Source organism: Photorhabdus hindustanensis (assembly GCF_002968995.1).
Lineage (GTDB): Bacteria > Pseudomonadota > Gammaproteobacteria > Enterobacterales > Enterobacteriaceae > Photorhabdus > Photorhabdus akhurstii.
This window is the reverse complement of sequence record NZ_PUWT01000060.1, coordinates 14,855-30,575: the sequence shown is the minus strand read 5'-3', so window position 1 is coordinate 30,575 and position 15,721 is coordinate 14,855. Positions and strand designations below refer to the sequence as shown.

At 46.6% G+C, this 15,721-nt stretch carries 12 protein-coding genes; 6 read left to right on the top strand and 6 right to left on the bottom strand.

Translation table 11 applies throughout. The annotated features are described in order from the left end of the window. Positions 1 to 371 precede the first annotated feature (371 nt). From C6H66_RS27005 to C6H66_RS19955, 3 genes are all read left to right on the top strand, one after another. Positions 372 to 1,913, top strand: a complete 1,542-nt coding sequence (locus C6H66_RS27005) for an RCC1 domain-containing protein (RefSeq protein WP_248000748.1) — start codon at positions 372 to 374, stop codon at positions 1,911 to 1,913. An 819-nt stretch (positions 1,914 to 2,732) separates the two neighbouring features. Beyond that, a complete protein-coding gene (locus C6H66_RS19960) occupies positions 2,733 to 3,575 on the top strand; it encodes a peptidase associated/transthyretin-like domain-containing protein (RefSeq protein WP_248000747.1) in 843 nt (280 codons plus the stop codon). A gap of 791 nt (positions 3,576 to 4,366) precedes the next feature. Further along, on the top strand, positions 4,367 to 5,332 hold the full coding sequence (locus C6H66_RS19955; RefSeq protein ID WP_248000746.1) for a hypothetical protein: 966 nt from the start codon (positions 4,367 to 4,369) through the stop codon (positions 5,330 to 5,332). Between the two features lie 329 nt (positions 5,333 to 5,661). On the opposite strand, the gene C6H66_RS19950 is transcribed toward C6H66_RS19955, so the two are convergent. Further along, positions 5,662 to 6,060 carry a type II toxin-antitoxin system HicB family antitoxin gene (locus C6H66_RS19950; protein WP_282183125.1) on the bottom strand — a complete coding sequence of 133 codons (399 nt, stop codon included), beginning with the start codon at positions 6,058 to 6,060 and terminating at the stop codon, positions 5,662 to 5,664. Positions 6,061 to 6,337: 277 nt separating this feature from the next. Here C6H66_RS19950 and gmk point away from each other — a divergent pair, with 277 nt between their 5' ends. The 3 genes from gmk to spoT are packed head-to-tail and all read left to right on the top strand — an operon-like array spanning position 6,338 to position 9,426. Further along, positions 6,338 to 6,961 carry a guanylate kinase gene (gene gmk / locus C6H66_RS19945; RefSeq protein WP_046395304.1) on the top strand — a complete coding sequence of 208 codons (624 nt, stop codon included), beginning with the start codon at positions 6,338 to 6,340 and terminating at the stop codon, positions 6,959 to 6,961. 54 nt (positions 6,962 to 7,015) lie between these two features. Beyond that, a complete protein-coding gene (gene rpoZ / locus C6H66_RS19940; RefSeq protein ID WP_011144672.1) occupies positions 7,016 to 7,291 on the top strand; it encodes a DNA-directed RNA polymerase subunit omega in 276 nt (91 codons plus the stop codon). Positions 7,292 to 7,308: 17 nt separating this feature from the next. After that, positions 7,309 to 9,426 carry a bifunctional GTP diphosphokinase/guanosine-3',5'-bis pyrophosphate 3'-pyrophosphohydrolase gene (spoT, locus tag C6H66_RS19935; protein WP_046395303.1) on the top strand — a complete coding sequence of 706 codons (2,118 nt, stop codon included), beginning with the start codon at positions 7,309 to 7,311 and terminating at the stop codon, positions 9,424 to 9,426. Between the two features lie 23 nt (positions 9,427 to 9,449). Here spoT and C6H66_RS19930 read toward each other — a convergent pair whose 3' ends face one another. The 5 genes from C6H66_RS19930 to C6H66_RS19910 all read right to left on the bottom strand — a co-directional run bounded on the left by C6H66_RS19930 (position 9,450) and on the right by C6H66_RS19910 (position 15,693). Beyond that, complete coding sequence (locus C6H66_RS19930) at positions 9,450 to 9,842, bottom strand: hypothetical protein (protein ID WP_146111081.1); 393 nt, start codon at positions 9,840 to 9,842, stop codon at positions 9,450 to 9,452. A gap of 99 nt (positions 9,843 to 9,941) precedes the next feature. Further along, positions 9,942 to 10,433, bottom strand: a complete 492-nt coding sequence (locus C6H66_RS19925; RefSeq protein WP_105396503.1) for a CaiF/GrlA family transcriptional regulator — start codon at positions 10,431 to 10,433, stop codon at positions 9,942 to 9,944. A gap of 131 nt (positions 10,434 to 10,564) precedes the next feature. Continuing rightward, complete coding sequence (locus tag C6H66_RS19920; RefSeq protein ID WP_146111080.1) at positions 10,565 to 11,914, bottom strand: hypothetical protein; 1,350 nt, start codon at positions 11,912 to 11,914, stop codon at positions 10,565 to 10,567. A gap of 121 nt (positions 11,915 to 12,035) precedes the next feature. Next, the gene (locus C6H66_RS19915; protein ID WP_248000744.1) at positions 12,036 to 14,771 is read right to left on the bottom strand and encodes a fimbria/pilus outer membrane usher protein; all 2,736 of its coding nucleotides are present in this window, start codon (positions 14,769 to 14,771) and stop codon (positions 12,036 to 12,038) included. Between the two features lie 127 nt (positions 14,772 to 14,898). Continuing rightward, the gene (locus C6H66_RS19910; protein ID WP_105396500.1) at positions 14,899 to 15,693 is read right to left on the bottom strand and encodes a fimbrial biogenesis chaperone; all 795 of its coding nucleotides are present in this window, start codon (positions 15,691 to 15,693) and stop codon (positions 14,899 to 14,901) included. Positions 15,694 to 15,721 lie beyond the last annotated feature (28 nt).

The window sequence follows — 15,721 nt, the reverse complement described above, 5'->3', positions numbered from 1 at the left end:
CTTTTTTTTAAAGAGTTGCTAAACTTATTTATGTCTTATTAGTCGCAATAGAAAATCAGCTTAACCCACAAAGGATCTAGGTTCTATTAACAAACTCCGCCTGTGGGTAAAAAAGATCAATCCAATACAATCTTAAATTTAGGAGGGTAATATGCATCAAGACGATTTCTCCTCAAACATGAGTTCCAGCAATACTCTTATATAAATGCAACCTGTAATGAGGGACTGCACGGGTAACCCGATGCAGAAAATAATCATTTAAAGAAGGAGGACCCTTAAAAGGCCAATACAATCTGGCCGGGACAGGGTTATCACAGAGAATGAAAATTTTTAATATACCAACCGGGGAACAATCCCCGCCAGAGTCTCCGATGAATACTGAAAAAACGTTCATCAATAGAGTGAAGCAGAATGTTGGCCGAAATCGCCGGTGGTCGGCATGGGTAATGTGCGTATCTATAGGGGCGCTTTTTTTCACCTCGGTATTGGCTGCTACTGAATACCCCAGTAAACCAACACCAGACCTAGGGGACGCAGAATACATATTCAAATCTCTCGGGCAGCCAATAATCAATGGGAAAGACAACAAGGTCTCCATCACCTCCACTTACACCGCGAGCGCCATGTTATTAACCAATGGCAGAATAGTCGCTTGGGGAGATGAGAGCGGTGGCGGCTCTATACCGTCAGAAATTGCCAAATTACAAGATATCGTCAGCCTGAGTTCAACAGGCTATGCATTCGCGGCCCTGCGGGCAGACCGTAGCGTGGTCGCTTGGGGAGATGAGAAGTATGGCGGCTCTATACCGCCAGAAATTGCCAAATTACAGGATATTGTCAGCCTGAGTTCAACAAATTATGCTTTCGCAGCCTTGCGGGCAGACGGTAGTGTAGTCGCTTGGGGAGATCAGGAATATGGCGGCAAATTACCAGCAGAAATTGCTGAATTAAAGGACATTATAAGCATAAGTTCAATACATAACATTTCGGATAGTGTCTGTGCAGCCTGGTGGCCAGGCCGTAATCGAGCCCATTGCGAAAATAAGAGCATTGGCAAGTACAAATTCATTGTACAATATAGCTTTACAAATGATACCTTTACCGCCCTTAGAGCAAACGGTAGCGTGGTCGCTTGGGGAAAAGTCCGAGTTCCGCCCGATATTGCCAAATTACAGGATATTATCAGTCTCAGTTCAATAAATAACATTTTCATCGCCCGGCGAGCAGACCTCAGCGTGGTCACCTGGCCCGGATATCCCATACCTCCTGAAATTGTAAAATGGCAAGATATTGTCAACCTAAGTATAACAACTTATGCTTTAGCCGCCCTGCGGGCAAACCGCAGCGTAGTCGCTTGGGGGCATCAAGACTATGGCGGCCAAGTCCCACCAGAAATCGCCTCATTACGGGATATTATCAGTCTAAGTGCAACAAATGGTGCTTTCGCCGCTTTGCGTACAGATCGCAGTGTCGTCGCCTGGGGGGATCCGGACTCTGGTGGTCAGGTTCCACCCGCAATTGCCGCATTAAAGGATATCGTCAGCCTATACTCATCAAGGAACACATTTGTAGCCCTACGGGCAGACCGCAGTGTGGTCTCCTGGGGTCTTATTAGTGTTCCACCCGAGATTGCCAAATTAAAGGATATCGTCAGCCTGAGTACAACCGATCTTGATGATTCCTCGCGAGGTCATTATGCTTTCGCAGCTCTACGGGCAAACCGTAGCGTGGTCGCTTGGGGGTCCAAAGAACTTAATATCCAGATACCACCTGGAATAGCCCAACTACAAGATATCATCAGCCTAAGTGCATCCAGCAGCGCATTCACCATTTTACGGGCGAATGGCCAAAGATTAGCCTGGGACCTTTTGGATCTGGGTGACAATATAGTACATAGCGAATATGATGATTAGCCGATTGGTATTATGAATGACTAAAAAACAGTAAAACCAAGGCTGAACCACAATACCTCGGTTCAGCCTATCGCTTATTCTACTTTAAATATCATCTCACCCACCCACTGTTATTACCAAAATTAGCTTACAAATAAAGATTGAAAAAACAATAATTTTACGAAACAGTTCTCAAAACAAATATCAAAAATCCCAAAATAACTAATTTTTCATAAACCACACAGAACGAGAGTTACGGCAACAACTTAACAACGACTTATTTTCCGTCTTGCGATCAGTTGTTAGTAAATTAAGTTACTCACACACGTAATAAATAATATCCATAAAGATGTACATCCCCGATAAATTATTCCGCCCAAATCTCATTATTGTCATTTACCTGTGAAAAACAATCTTGAAAACCACCACCAACAATCAACTTTAGCGTTAATCTATAGTTATTGGCTGATAATTTTTCGTTATCACATTCTTTTCGTTTTTTGCCTTTTCTATTATCTTTTTTTTAAAGAGTTGCTAAACTTATTTATGTCTTATTAGTCGCGATAGAAAATCAGCTTAACCCAAAAAGGATTAAGTTTTTGTTAACGGACTCCCCTGTAGGTAAAAAAGTCAATTCAATACAAGCTTAAATTTCGGAGGGTAATATGCATCAAGACGATTTCTCCTCAAACATAAGTGCCAGCAATACCCTTATATAAATGCAACCTGTAACGTTGGCGCTGGCCTGCACGGATAACCCGATGCAGAAAATAATCATTTAAAGAAGGAGTACCCTTAAAAGGCCAATGCAATCTGGCCGGGACAGGGTTATCACAAAAAATGAAAATTTTTAATATACCAACCGGGGAACAATCCCCGTCAGAATATCCGATTAATACTGAAAAAAAACTCATCAACAGAGTCAAGCCGGATGTTGGCCGAATACGCCGGTGGCCGACATGGGTGATGGGTGTGTCTATAGGAGTGCTTTTTTCCACCTCGGTATTGGCCGCTGCAAAATGCCCCAGTGCACCAACACCAGACCCAATATACCCTGCTAGCCCGCCCTGGGACGCAGAATCCATATTCAGAGCTCTCGGGCAGCCAATCATCAATGGGAAAGACAACAAAGGTAAGCCGGTTCATTACCCAGCAAGGAGGTACACTAACTTAGTAGGTATCTTTCCGCCAGTAGTCGATCATGAGTTTCCAACACCGACCGGAGATTTAAAGTTAAAAGAGGGCCTGTTTTGGATTAGAGCGCCAAACGGAATCTTCAAGGTGCCACATGTGGTAACAGGTAAATATACCTGTAAGATGGTTGCCAAACGTAAAGATTGGGCGCCTGGCGAAGCCACAGCAACCCTTGAGACGGATGCTGTCGTTGCAAATCAGATCATCCACAGATTCCAGGGAGACAAAAACGTTCTGGAATCTAATGTGACAGACCTGGTTTACACAGCAAGCTGCAAAGGGACCGGATTTTCATGGGAGCGTAAACCCGAAGAGAAATTTGAATGGGAAAGTGATTGGGACAACCCAGCACTGTTAATTAGAATGCAAGACCTGTGCAATTGGGCTCATGATGTTGCTTTCTGGACGCCACCAGAAGACAACCCGAATGATCGGTTTAAAGATCCGGCCGTTATGAGACCGACTAGTACGGATAGCGGCAATAAATAAAAATCGTTAACAAAACAGCCGGTGATCAATCCCCGGTTAGGCACTCAATAATTGTTACTAAAACCAAGGCTGAGCCACAACACTCGGTTCAGCCTATCGTTTATTCCATTTAAAATATCAACTCCCCGCTCGCTGTTATTAGCAAAATCCACTGGAAAATAAAAATTAAAAGACAATAACTTAACGAAACAATTTTAAGAATAAATATTAAAAACCACAAAATAACTACCATTCCCCAAACCATATAGAGCGTAAATTACGAAAACAACTTAACAACGCCTTATTTCTCACCTCCCCATCAGTTGTTAGTAAATTAAGTTACTCGAACACGCAATAATAGCCATAAAAATGTATATCCTTACTAAATTCTTTTATCTCAATCTCATTACTGTCACCCTTTTCATTTATCTGTGAAAAATAATCTTGGCAACCCTCACCAACAATCCACTTTAGCGATAACCTATAGTTATCGGTTGATAACTTTTCGTTATCACATTTTTCTAATCTTTTGCTTTTTCTATTATCTTTTTCTTAAAGAGTTGCTAAACTTATTTATGTCTTATGAGTCGCAATAGAAAATCAGCGTAATCCGCAAGGGGTTTAGTTTTACGGTACAGGCTCCCCTGTGGGTAAAAAGGTTAATCCAATACAACCTTAAATTTAGGAGGGTAATATGAATCCAGACGGTTTCTCCTCAAACATAAGTTCCTGCAATACCCTTATATGAATGCAATCTGTAATGTTGGCCTGCACGGATAACCCGATGCAGAAAATAATCATTTAAAGAAGGAGTGCCCTTAAAAGGCCAATACAATCTGGCCGGGACAGGGTTATCACAGAGAATGAAAATTTTTAATATACCAACCGGGGAACAATCCCCGTCAGAATATCCGATGAATACTGAAAAAACGTTCATCAACAGCGTCAAGCAGAATGTTGGCCGAAATAAACGATGGCCGGTATGGGTAATGTGCGTGTCTATCGGGGCGCTTTTTTCTACCTCAGTATTAGCCGCTCCTAAATGCCCCAGTAAACAACCAACACCAGACCCAATATACCCTGCCACTCCTGCCTGGAGAGCAGAATACATATTCAAAGCTCTCGGGCAACCAGTCATCAATGGGAAAGACAACAAAGGTAAGCCGGTTCATTACCCAGCAAGGGGGTCCACTAACTTAACGCTTGCCTTTCCAACAGTAGTCGATCATGAGTTTCCAACGCCGACCGGAGATTTGATGTTAAAAGACGGCATGTTTTGGGTTAGAGCGCAAAACAGAATCTTCAAGGTTCCACATGTGATCACAGGTAAGTATTACTGCAAGATGGTTGCCAAACGTAAAGATGGAGCGCCTGGCGAAGCCACAGTAGACCTTTATACGGATGCTGCCGTTGTAAATCATAAGATCCACCGGTTTCAGGGAGACCAAAACGTTATGGAATCCAGCATAACAGACCTGGTTTACACAGCAACCTGCAAAGGGGCTGGATTTTCATGGGAACGTAAACCCGAAGAAAAATTTGAATGGGAAAGTGAGTGGGAAAACGGAGTGCCGTCAATTGAGATGCAAGACAACTGCCATTGGATTCATAATGTCGCTTTCTGGACGCCACCAGACGATAATCCAAATGATAAGTTTAAAGACCCGGCTGTCATGAGGCCGACTAGTGCGGAAAGTGCTAACCAGAAGCAGTCAGCCCCCCATGATAACCCAGATAATCTCCCCTGGAAGAGAAAAGCGGATAGCAATAATCAATAAAGATCATTAATAAAACAGCCGGGGAGCAATCCCCGGTTGAATATCCAAGTAATACAGATAATAGACCGAGTTATAATTCATCTTATTTGCTATTAATCTGAAATATCAGAATATTTAATTCCAGTTATTATACTGATTTTCTAATTCATTCACACTTAATCATATTATCCGCTTACTTGTTCATGTTACTCTTTCAATTACTTTCATTCGCAAAATATCTCAACTTATGTGATATTTTATTTAATGATGTAGTGTAGTATTAACCACTATACCCGTCATCTTTCAAGTTGCTTCTTTGTTGGCTGCACTCTCTCACCCCGGTCACATAGTTATCTATGCTCCCGGGGATTCGCTCCCTTGCCGCCGCGATGCATCTTGAAATCCATAGGGTATATATCTAGCTTTCTATTTAACTGATGCAAGGCCAATTCAACAACTTCAACCTTTGATGAATGTTCAACATCAAGAAGCCGATCAATCTGTGGCCCCTTTTGCCCTAATCGTCGAGCAAGATCGACTTTGCGTGTTCCTGTCTCTATCATTGCATTATGCAATGCCACTTTCATTGCGACGAGAATAGGGAGACTGACAACATATTCACCTGCCTCCAACAGGGATGCTTCAGGTATAGGCCGACGTTTGTCAATTTCTATAGCAATAGCCGTAACCAACCCATCAATAGATTCGAGAAGAGCTTCATCAACTGAGTCACCTACTGAGTTGAATATGGTTCCGCAATCTCTTTGGAGCCATGATCGGGGAAAACCGACGATTTACCATTTATAGATACCTTTCGGTGGCTTCCTCCACCCCTAGCCTTTTCTATCAGCACTCCTTGAGAAGTCCCCCCCTAACGATACAAAATACCCATTAGCAATCCTTCGCCAACAAAATTTCGGCAGAAATGCATCGGCAACGCGACACATATAAGCAGGTACGTGTATACTGTAAAAGAATTTTATTCTGCTTCATTGCTATTGTTATCCAATCAACCAAGACACCATCATGATCCAAGGCACGTTATATATTGTCTCTGCGCCAAGCGGAGCGGGTAAATCAAGTCTGATTCAGGCTTTATTAAAAACTCAACCTTTGTATGATACTCAGGTTTCTGTCTCCCATACCACACGTGCAATGCGCCCCGGTGAGAATCATGGTGAACACTATTTTTTTATCACCGAAGAAGCCTTTCGCCAGATGATCGATAATAATGAATTTCTGGAACACGCCCGTGTTTTTGATAATTATTACGGTACATCCCGGAAAGTGATTGAAGAAACGCTTGCCAGTGGGGTGGATGTTTTTCTTGATATCGACTGGCAAGGAGCACAGCAGATCCGCAAACAGATGCCATCTGCCCGCGGCATTTTTATCCTGCCGCCGTCGAAGGAAGAGCTTTGTCGCCGTCTGCGTGGCCGGGGGCAGGACAGTGAAGACGTTATTGAAAAACGTATGGAGCAAGCCGTTGCAGAAATGGCTCACTATAACGAGTATGATTATTTAATCGTTAATGATGATTTCAATACTGCATTGGCCGATCTACACACCATCATCCGTTCAGAACGCCTGCATCGGGAGCGCCAGGCGCAACGGCATGATGCTTTAATCAGCAAATTATTGGCAGACTGAACCCAATTTCAGTATGATGCCCAGTCATTTCTTTACCTGTGGAGTCGCACACATATGGCACGCGTAACTGTTCAAGACGCTGTAGAAAAAATTGGTAACCGTTTTGACCTGGTGTTGGTCGCTGCTCGTCGAGCGCGTCAACTGCAAACAGGCGGTAAAGACCCGCTGGTGGCGGAAGAGAACGATAAAGTGACGGTTATCGCTCTGCGTGAAGTGGAAGAGGGGCTGATTAACGGTAAGATCCTGGATGTCCGTGAGCGCCAGGAACAACAAGAGCAGGAAGCCGCGGAAATGCAGGCGGTTTCCGCTATCGCGGAAAGTCGTCGTTAATCTACGGTAGGTCTGCCTTGTATCTGTTCGAAAGCCTGAATCTGCTTATCCAAAAATATCTGCCTGGGAGTCAAATTGAACTCCTCAAGCAGGCTTACACTGTCGCGCGGGATGCCCATGACGGGCAAACCCGCACCAGTGGCGAACCCTACATTACGCACCCTGTCGCGGTCGCCTGTATTCTGGCGGAGATGCGTCTCGACCATGAAACACTGATGGCCGCTTTATTGCATGATGTTATTGAAGACACGCCCGCCACCTTTCAAGATATCGCCCAACCTTTCGGCCCGGTGGTCGCCGGGTTGGTTGAGGGGGTTTCCAAGCTTGATAAGCTGAATTTCCGCGATAAAAAAGAGGCGCAGGCGGAGAACTTCCGCAAAATGATCATGGCGATGGTGCAAGATATCCGCGTCATTTTGATCAAACTGGCAGACCGTACCCATAATATGCGTACTCTCGGGGCGTTACGTCCAGATAAACGCCGTCGTATCGCCCGGGAAACGTTAGAGATTTACAGCCCCCTGGCTCATCGTCTGGGTATTCACCATCTGAAAACCGAGTTGGAAGAGCTTGGGTTTGAGGCCCTTCACCCTAACCGTTACCGGGTTATCAAAGAGGTGGTAAAAGCGGCCCGTGGCAACCGTAAAGAGATGATCCAGAAAATTCTGTCTGAAATCGCTGGCAGACTGGCCGAAGCCCATATTGAGTGCAAAGTCAGCGGGCGGGAAAAACATCTCTACTCTATCTACCAGAAAATGCACCTCAAAGAGCAGCGTTTCCATTCCATTATGGATATCTATGCCTTTCGGGTCATCGTCAACAATGTTGATATCTGCTATCGCGTTTTGGGGCAGATGCACAGCCTGTATAAACCCCGTCCAGGCAGAATAAAAGATTATATCGCCATCCCTAAAGCCAACGGCTATCAATCCTTGCACACTTCTCTGATTGGCCCTCACGGCGTACCGGTTGAAATCCAGATTCGCACCGAAGATATGGATCAAATGGCTGAAATGGGCGTCGCGGCACACTGGGCCTACAAGGAACAGAAAGAGTCGAGCACCGCCGCGCAAGTTCGCGCACAACGCTGGATGCAGAGCCTGCTGGAATTACAACAAAGCGCCGGCAACTCTTTTGAATTTATTGAAAGCGTTAAATCTGATCTGTTTCCTGATGAGATTTACGTTTTTACCCCGAAAGGGCGCATTGTGGAATTACCCGCAGGCGCTACCCCGGTTGACTTCGCTTACGCCGTACACACCGATATTGGTCATGCCTGTGTCGGTTCGCGAGTTGATCGCCAGCCATATCCATTATCGCAATCGCTGACCAACGGCCAGACAGTTGAGATTATTACCGCGCCGGGCGCTCGGCCAAACGCCGCCTGGCTAAACTTTGTCGTCAGCTCAAAAGCGCGCGCCAAAATTCGTCAATTGCTAAAAAACCTTAAGCGGGAAGATTCGATTGGGCTAGGTCGCCGCCTGCTAAATCACGCGTTGGGCAATGGGAAAAAGCTGGTTGATATTCCACAGGAAAATATCAATAAAGAGTTGACGAGAATGAAACTCGCGACAATAGAGGATCTGCTGGCTGAAATCGGGCTTGGCAATACCATGAGTATCGTCGTCGCCCGCAACCTGCTAGGCGCGCAGGAGAGCAGCGCAAGCACCAGTAGCAATAACAACGGAGCACGTAAATTACCGATCAAAGGCGCTGACGGTGTGCTGATCACTTTCGCCAAATGCTGCCGGCCGATCCCTGGCGACCCGATTATCGCCCATATCAGCCCCGGCAAAGGGTTGGTTATCCACCATGAATCCTGTCGTAATATTCGCGGCTATCAGAAAGAGCCGGAGAAATTTATGCCGGTAGAGTGGGATAAAGATGTTAGCAGTGATTTTATTGCTGAAATCAAAGTGGATATGTTTAACCATCAAGGGGCGCTGGCAAATCTGACCGCCGCGATTAACGCAGCAAACTCCAATATTCAGAGCATGAACACAGAAGAGAAAGATGGCCGTGTTTACTGCGCTTTTATCCGGCTGACCACTAAGGACCGCATCCAGTTAGCAAATATTATGCGCAAAATCCGCATTATGCCGGATGTGATGCGAGTCAGCCGTAACAGAAACTAAACCGGATAGATTCCCCTCGTTACTCAGGGAATCTTCTTTTGATTATCGTTTTCTACACCGGGCAGATCCGCAAGCGAACAGCCAACAGCGCTATCCACCGCCGCCCCACAAGAGACCACTGTCGATGACGTCGCCGGATACAAAGCCGGCGGCGCATCATGCTGATAATCAAGGAATAGGCCCATCAATACGGAATCAACCTCACCTAGCATACGGCCTAACCACCCCTCCCCCTCCACGCCAAACATTAACACCAACCCAATTGCAATAAACAATAGCGGCAAAATCCATGCCCGGTACCAATACGCTAGCAGCATACGGGGATACCGGGAGTGGCGAACTTTGTTACCCAATAACAACCCACAGGCAATAAGCAGTACGATGCTGATAACCAATACCACTCGGCTTATCAGCATCCATAAGGCATCACCCACAGAATCGATAAAAACGCATCCTCCACCATATCCCGCCAGACAGCCACCTGTGTCATACTCTTATAAGAAATAAACAGACCGTTAAGAGATAAACGGACCGCAAGCGCGTTGCAAAAACCAACTACGCATATGATTAATCTGTGATGATGTCCGGGAATGCGCGGACTTCACCGTTTTTGTCGCCAGTGTCTGGTTCCTCTGAGGCATAGGTTTAGCGACTGCCGTGACAATCAACATCAGACGCCGACTCCCGTGTTTTTCACGAAAGAAGACTTTTTCACAGGAAATCACATCACTCCGCTCATTGTAGATATAATTCATCACATCCCTTGCCCGGCGTTCCGACACCCGAAACACCTGACTGATTTCACTTTTGGTAAATCCTCGCCCCTTCAATAACCCCCAATACGCGACCGCCATGTACAACGGTGTATCATTCAAATGAGACAAGCAGACAGGCAGACGAAAAGTCCCATGATTACTCTGCTTGCCAGTAATAGTCTGATTTCCGGGCAAATCAGCCTGACTGCCGCTCATTTGAAGCGCCATTGAATCATTAACATTGATTGTCATTTTACTCTCCCCTGGTGACTAACTGGTCGATCGGTTACCACATGAGAAATGAAATAGTGTGATTTATTGAGATGAAGCACTTAGGCGGCTAAGCCACCATGCCATATTTAAATACCCTGCCATCGTAGGCGTTATCGTACGACTAACGTTGCGTTCATAGTGGCCTGAAATTCACCAAAAGTACCAGGGTCTAACGCCTTTGCTTGCCAAAGTTGCACAAAGAATTGGTTTTCAGATAAATAGGTGTTTGGCGTATCACCCACAGTAAAGTACAGAACATCAGCCGGGTTAGTTGGAGGACCAAATTTTACTGGCCTACCCATCGCGTTTGACGCCGCCAGCTTAGTATTCCCACCTATCTTGTTCGGAGTCACTTTTATCCTCAACGCGTCATCGAAGCCAGGCACTACGATACTTTCATTATTATCAGCTAGCTGTGGGGCGGAAAACTGCAAAGTGGCCACTCCGCCGGCACTGTTCTTATCGCTTACAGTGCATGTAATGTTCATAGGAAGAGATCCCTCAATCCCGCTGAATGCACCTGTTGGGAGCTGTGCCGGATATGGCCCGGGCGACCGGAGAACCTCTCCCATCAGTACTAGCCCCCCATGAGAGGTAGAGGGACCTGCATCTAAACCACAAACCGGCGGGTCCAGTACTGTTACCGGGTCTTTGATAGGCGGAAGGCTTGGTTTGGACCACGACATAAGCTCCTCTCCATTAATTAAGACACTCAAAATCGGTGAGTTATCGTCACGATTGAATTCGACTTTTTCATCCGGGTTTCGCTGCCATGAAAAATTTACCCCACGACAAGACACGTCAAAATAGAGGTCACTTATTCTTGTATGTACAAGATCATCATCAGCTTCACTATTAGGATTTTCCGGCTTGATCTGTACTGAGTCGGAAAGATTTTCATTAGGGTATGGCTTATCAAGATTTACCGTAAGGTGTTGAATGCCTGTTCCCTGTATATGTGGATCATTATCTTTAATCCATCTAGAATATTTAGTTTTGGCTATAATTGTACATTCGTAACTGCCTGAGACCACTTTCGGGACTTTAAAAATTTCCCCACTAGCTCTGAGCTGGAACCGGACCTGATTCAGATTTCTCTGATCATAAGAAGTTGTACGAGGCACCATATCCCTCATACTATGAATTTGAAACAGATCTAAGGTCGCTTTACCCGCTGCCGGGTAATTGATGACTCCATCACTCCGTTTTACCATCCGCTCAGGCCCCAAAGCTTTCAAAGCTACATCAGCATTCCAATTTCGGGACTGATCGGCAAACACTGAGGGAGAAGAAAAAATACCCACGAATAGGCATATCATTGCCATCCATATCGGCCATTCACGGCAACGAACCACCATCCAACCAATATCCTGTTTTAGCTTGTTAATAAACATCTTCTTCGTATTCATCGGCTGCCCAACCGGGAGTAACTTCCCAGTTGCCATATTAGAAATTTTCATTCGTTGATCTCCCCCCATCCCGGCCAGATTACATCCACCTTTCAGCGGTTCCTCTTCCTCTAATAACTATGGCTTTCCGCATTAAGTTATCTATGCAGACCCACAACACCTTACCTTCATCTTAACGGCAGGTTTCGTTCAATTGCCTCATGGGACTCCAGCTCTTATCTTGCTTCGCTTTTACCGGCGGCGGCCCCAGATTAAACACCACCTCGCACTGGCTGTCTGGTGCGCTGCCCCACTTCACTTTTAATACCCCATTGGGGGGCATACCACTTAGGTACACTTGTCCACCCTCCCCGACGATCGCCGCCAGATTGGTTGCTGTATCTCCTTTAAGCCCCGCCATTGCCCCAAACGGTACCGGCTTACCGTGATAGAGCAAATTCATCAGCAATTGCTGCCCGATACGTACAGGGTAATCCACCATCACAACCGCCCCTTTGGTCGGGAATACGTTCTTGCTGCCTTGTGCCATGTCAGCCCCTTCCGGCAGCGATGACGGATCTAAACTGATACTATTACGGCTGTACGTCTGGGCATAAGGCACCACCGCATATCCCCAGTGATTAGTCGTAATCGAGTTGGAGTTCATCACACGAATACCGCCAACCCCCGATGTCCGCACCAATACAGCGGCATCACCAATACGCGATGCCAACGTGACGCCATGCTGATGGGCGATCAATCCGCCACTAACCCCGTAGTTCACCCCTCGCCCGCCCGATGAATCGTAGTTGTATCCCAGGTTAGCCTGCCCAAGGGAACCACTGTATCCCATTGATACTGACCCGCTGTTTCCCTGCCCTTTATTAGCCTGACTTTGCGAGACACTCCAGGACAAGCTATTGTCATCCAGCAATGAACCACCCATACCTAGCTGGTTACTGCCGCGCCCCGTGCTATCGTGGAATAAGCTATAGTTGGCATACGCATTGTTCAGCGCCGCATAGGAGCCAAACAAACTCAAAGGAATGTTGACGTTCAACGAAACTTGCCGGTTCTCAGGCCAGTCGCCGTTGCCGCGTATACGATCGATGCTGTAATTAAGCCCCCAGCCCACACGGTAGAAAGAACCATTCAATCCCATCGACAGGGTGGTGTTAGTTTTAGAACTGCCCCAGTAGTTATCCCGCTGACCACTGAGCCACAGGGAGTAGTTACCCGGCAATGACTGACTCAATCTCATTTGCCAGCTGCTACGACGTCGCTGAGACATCCAAGAGGGAAGCTCCCCCCAAACACTGTAACCTTGGGTATTGACATCGGAAAAACTAAGGTAATTACGGGTGGAATAGCGGTACGCGGTTAAATCCACTGTCGTGCCGGAGGTCAGCATACTTTTCGAATACGTGGCCCGGTAAGATTCTCCGCGCTGAATGTCAGCCATATTTTTCAACCGCGCCCGGGAAGTGGTGATATCCGCAGATAACGCCCCCATCATACCGAGGGAAAGCCCGGTCCCCAGCGCCGCGGACTGGTACGATTGCGCTACCAAACCACCACCATATAATGTGACGTTGGCGGGCAGACCATAAATCATTGAGACCATGCCAAACACCGGCTTACGCCCGCCGCTACTATACCCACTGGTGTGATAGCGCCCTACCGCTGCTTCGTACTTGAATTGCCCCTGCCGCAACATTATCGGCAGGCTAGAATAAGCCTGACTGAACCCATGATGGGTACCATCAGCCTCGGTGATCGTCACCTGTAAATCCCCGCCGGTACTGCTACCCACCAAATCTGTGATCCGAAATGGACCTGGCGCGACATTGGTTTGATAAATCACACTGCCGTTCTGTGTCACCGTCACCTGCGCGTTAGATTTAGCTATCCCGCTGATAATCGGAGCAAAACCACTCTGCCTACCCGGTATCATCGAATCGCTGGTGGCCAGCCCAATCCCACGATAGGGGAAACCATCAAATACCTGCCCCGCCACACTGCCGGTGGAAGTATCCCCTATCGTCAGATCACTGCGTAACGCCACCACATCCCGCTGCAAATAGGTTTGCAGGAAGTTCCATCTTTGCCGGGATTGGGTGGTTTTTTTCATGGCGTCATTGAGTGAGTCATACCGGTTATAAGTTTGGGTACTATAAGAATAGGTCGCCGTGTTACGAAGACGCCAGGCCCCCAGATTCAATCCAGAATTGAAGCTACCGAACAGGCTCTGATTAGTCTGTTTATTACCAAATTGCGAGCGTTGATTCTGACTGCCATTAACGCTGTAGTTCAATATAAAAGCCGGGATACCCTCTTGCCATAATTTCGGGTCAACCTGACCATTGGTTGAAGGCTTCATCGCTATTTGGGGTATACTCAAATTTAACCGCATCTGGGAAAAGTTCAGACGAGCCGTAGCCTGAGGAATCAATTTACCTAACGGACTCTCTAGCGGCTTATCCGCCGGCAAGGTTTTCAGTGCCGGTGTGTCGCTGATATTGACACCGGCCATATCTAACAAATCTGGCGTCAATACCGGGACCAGCTCGCTGTCGCCATGACGCTGGAACGTAATATCCCGTGAATCAAAAAAAGTGCCATTCACGTAAATGTCAACACGATAAGTCCCAGGCGCCTGACCTCCGGCGGTTTCAAACTGTGATAAATCCACCGTTTGCCCTGAATTCGAACCAAAGTCCAATAAGGCCGGGTCAAAATAGTCGCGTCCTATCGCCTGAGCACTCCATCCAGTCACAAACGCCAGCACCATCCGACAGAAAACCAGAGAAAGGCGCAATTTCACCGGACACTTTGATAGCACCAGAGAAATAGAAATATTTTGATTTACACGATGATAAATAGGCGGTCGCTCTAAACGGCAGCTTATCACCGGAATTAACATTTTCATTGTTAAAATCGCCATCTCTTATTTAAATATATTCAACTTAATATCTACTCTGTCGGTATCTGCAATATTGTTATTAACCACGACATCGTTATTAACCACGGCATTGTTATTAATCACGACATTGCTATTAATCACTGCCAGACACAGCAATAGATCGACTCTCTTCATCAGTGCTTAACCCAAACTCACCAATAGCACGCCACGATACCGTGACATTATTACCAAGGGACATTTTGCCCACCGGCAGCGACCAGCTCTGTTGACCAAATGGCGGCACCATCCTAAATAAATCCTGATCCGGTACGGCAAACGAATTCACCTGTAAAGCCTGCAACGTTATCCAAAACGGCGACGGATTAGTCAGCGTCACAACACTCTCTTTTACTGACGCTCTTAATTGTCTCACCGCACCGGCCACTCCCTCTTTTGGCAACCCCTCAGGACGATAGAACACCTTCACCGCCAGCGCCGCCGTCATTTTCACCTTGCCGGAGAAACCCTTAGATACCGATGATGGTTTCTCAGAAGGCAACATACGCACATTCAGAAAGAACAGAGATTCTCGATCCTTCGGAAAATCTCCGCCGGTACGCAGGATTTTCAACACCTGCCGTTCATGTGCATCCACCTTGGCAATAGGCGGAATCACGATAAATGGTGCCTTAGCATCCAATGGTAAACCGGTGGCAGGGTCCAATTCCCGTACCGTTGACTGAATTAGATAATTGCTGTCGCTGTTATTGATGAATGTCGAAGGGACGCCATTGCTGAATGATTCAAAGTAAATCACCCGGGCATCATTGATATATAACACTCCGTCCAGACTCTCTTCCGCCCTCAGTGGTAAAACCGGTGATACCATTGCCAGAGCGCATAACACAGACGTCACTCTCTGCTTGATTGAAACCTTACGCTCCGCCATGTGATGCTCTTCCAATCTCAAAATATAC

Coding starts and splice junctions, on each gene's coding strand:
- C6H66_RS27005 (WP_248000748.1), top strand. CDS start 372: ATGAATACTGAAAAAACGTTCATCAATAGAGTGAAGCAGAATGTTGGC.
- C6H66_RS19960 (WP_248000747.1), top strand. CDS start 2,733: ATGAAAATTTTTAATATACCAACCGGGGAACAATCCCCGTCAGAATAT.
- gmk (WP_046395304.1), top strand. CDS start 6,338: ATGATCCAAGGCACGTTATATATTGTCTCTGCGCCAAGCGGAGCGGGT.
- rpoZ (WP_011144672.1), top strand. CDS start 7,016: ATGGCACGCGTAACTGTTCAAGACGCTGTAGAAAAAATTGGTAACCGT.
- C6H66_RS19930 (WP_146111081.1), bottom strand. CDS start 9,842: ATGCTGATAAGCCGAGTGGTATTGGTTATCAGCATCGTACTGCTTATT.
- C6H66_RS19925 (WP_105396503.1), bottom strand. CDS start 10,433: ATGACAATCAATGTTAATGATTCAATGGCGCTTCAAATGAGCGGCAGT.
- C6H66_RS19920 (WP_146111080.1), bottom strand. CDS start 11,914: ATGAAAATTTCTAATATGGCAACTGGGAAGTTACTCCCGGTTGGGCAG.
- C6H66_RS19915 (WP_248000744.1), bottom strand. CDS start 14,771: ATGAAAATGTTAATTCCGGTGATAAGCTGCCGTTTAGAGCGACCGCCT.
- C6H66_RS19910 (WP_105396500.1), bottom strand. CDS start 15,693: ATGGCGGAGCGTAAGGTTTCAATCAAGCAGAGAGTGACGTCTGTGTTA.